This is a genomic window from Aliiroseovarius conchicola (assembly GCF_041403445.1).
Classification (GTDB): domain Bacteria; phylum Pseudomonadota; class Alphaproteobacteria; order Rhodobacterales; family Rhodobacteraceae; genus Aliiroseovarius; species Aliiroseovarius conchicola.
This window is the reverse complement of record NZ_JBGEHL010000038.1, coordinates 1-1939: the sequence shown is the minus strand read 5'-3', so window position 1 is coordinate 1939 and position 1939 is coordinate 1. Positions and strand designations below refer to the sequence as shown.

The 1939-nt window shown below is 48.5% G+C and carries 2 protein-coding genes; both read right to left on the bottom strand.

Annotated features, from left to right (window positions below; genetic code table 11):
- Positions 1-382 precede the first annotated feature (382 nt).
- Positions 383-1510 (bottom strand): Hint domain-containing protein, encoded by a 1128-nt coding sequence (locus tag V6N04_RS18925; protein WP_371171730.1) that lies wholly within the window; start codon positions 1508-1510, stop codon positions 383-385.
- 229 nt (positions 1511-1739) lie between these two features.
- The coding region (locus V6N04_RS18920; protein WP_371171729.1) for an integrase core domain-containing protein at positions 1740-1939 on the bottom strand (200 nt) is incomplete at its 5' end.

Here is a 1939-nt window from a genome sequence, read left to right as displayed (position 1 = left end):
CCCGCACCTTCGAAGCGCTTTTCAAATCCGTTGCACAAACATGCGACCTCTTCCCACCAGACGAGTGCCGAAATCTCTTCAAGGCTGCCGGGTATGTTACAGATTAAATGGACGGTGCTCTAGCCCCGACATCTGCCAAGTGACCGGTTAATGCAACAGTCCCCAAGCATCGGGATTCCTTCGCAGGCCGGAAGTTAACGTGACAACACCCTCCAGACCAGTGAGGCCGGACGCTTACGTTATATCCGAACAAGGCGCTGTCACCCTAGCTAGCACGCCCATTGGGCATCGGTCAGGACACGTTGCGTCACGGTTACTATCTTCTGTTTACAACCTTGAATCAGAACTCACACGATTTGGGAATTCTGAACGTCAACAGGCCCTATATCGTGCATGTCGAATGCTCACCAGTAACATTGGGCAGCTTTACAATAAAATCGTGTTTATTGTTTTTCTTATGACGCCGAACAAGCTGATCCACCCGACTTTGTTTTACAAGAAGTTGTCTTGCCAATACATGGACAGGCCGATTCTTAGTAAGCTGTGGGAAAATCACGGATAGTTCACTGCGAGCTTTTTCAGTGAGGCTTTTTAATGCCTCTCCACCAAGAAACAGGCTTTCTGTAGGAGTTCCGTTTGCCAGAATTATCTCATGATTGTCGCAGCAGATATGAAAATATTCTAACGCTGCGATCTCATCTGAGTTTTTAACCCCGTCAATTCCCAGCAATTTATGAGCTGGAACCAATACCTCGCTAGCATCCGCGATACGTTCGACTACCTTTGAGCGAAGCATTATACGATGTTGCCTGGAGACCAATAGATCTTTCGATGGCGTGCTCGCTCCGAGTGCCCCCGCCTTAATCCTGATGGGCTTAAGAGACGGCCTGATAACCAATTCTTTCTCTTCTGTCTTTTTCGAAGACACCCAGCGAACAGGTTGGAGGCCATTGTCCATAGTTTGGATAAGCATGCCCTTAGTCAAGTACTCCACTTTAACATAACCAGATTCGGTTAAGATTTCTGTGCCTTTGCAGAAACAAACCACATTGCTTCCATCGACAGACTGCCCGATCCTCCAGCCCAACACGTTGGTGCCGCTGGGGAACCCTGTAATGGTCACATTCTGAATATTCAAATTGTCCAAGTTTCCTGCATTACTCAAATCTGTTATGAACGTGTCACCGTTAGCCATCTGTATGAATGCCGCATTCAATGAGACAGTCGTTCCATCGCCCAACAGCAAGTCAACCGATACGAGCGCCGTCATGTCGGATACTGTTGTGACCGAACCAGATCCCAAATCGTATGTGATTGAATCTCCGGGATTGCCTGCATCATTGTCCTGATATGCCCCATCACCACCATCATCACCAACAATCGAAACGATTTTGAGGGTATCTTTGGTTACTGCCGTGCCCGTTGGAAAAACGCTAAGATCTTCAGCATCAAAATCCGTTTGATCGGTGTCGGAAGCGGCATAGGTACCAATAAACAAAAGATTTTCCATTAACGCTTGTATTCCTTTAATAATCTGACATGAATCTGCGGAGCTATGCCCGAAAGTTGGTGACGGCCGTCATCAGGCGGCGATTTGAACTTGCTTGATCCCGTCTTTGAACTCAACCCCCTGAATACCTTCCGGCAGACGGTTTGGCCCGTTGATCTTCCGCCACTTTTTCTTGGCTGACATCATAAGCCTGAATGACGTTCCCCCATCGGGTGGTCCGGTCTAATTGTTAGTGCATCGTGGGCCTCTGGTCCATCGGAACGATGCTTTCCGGTGCAGGCGGGCGATAGCCCAATGAGCTGTGCAGCCTGACGGTGTTGTAGTGAATGCGCCATTGCTCGATCAGGATTTGGGCCTCTCGCAAGCTGTAGAAGATTTCACCGTTCAGCAATTCGTCTCGGAACCTTGCATTGAAGCTTTCACAGTATC

Coding starts and splice junctions, on each gene's coding strand:
- V6N04_RS18925 (WP_371171730.1), bottom strand. CDS start 1,510: ATGGAAAATCTTTTGTTTATTGGTACCTATGCCGCTTCCGACACCGAT.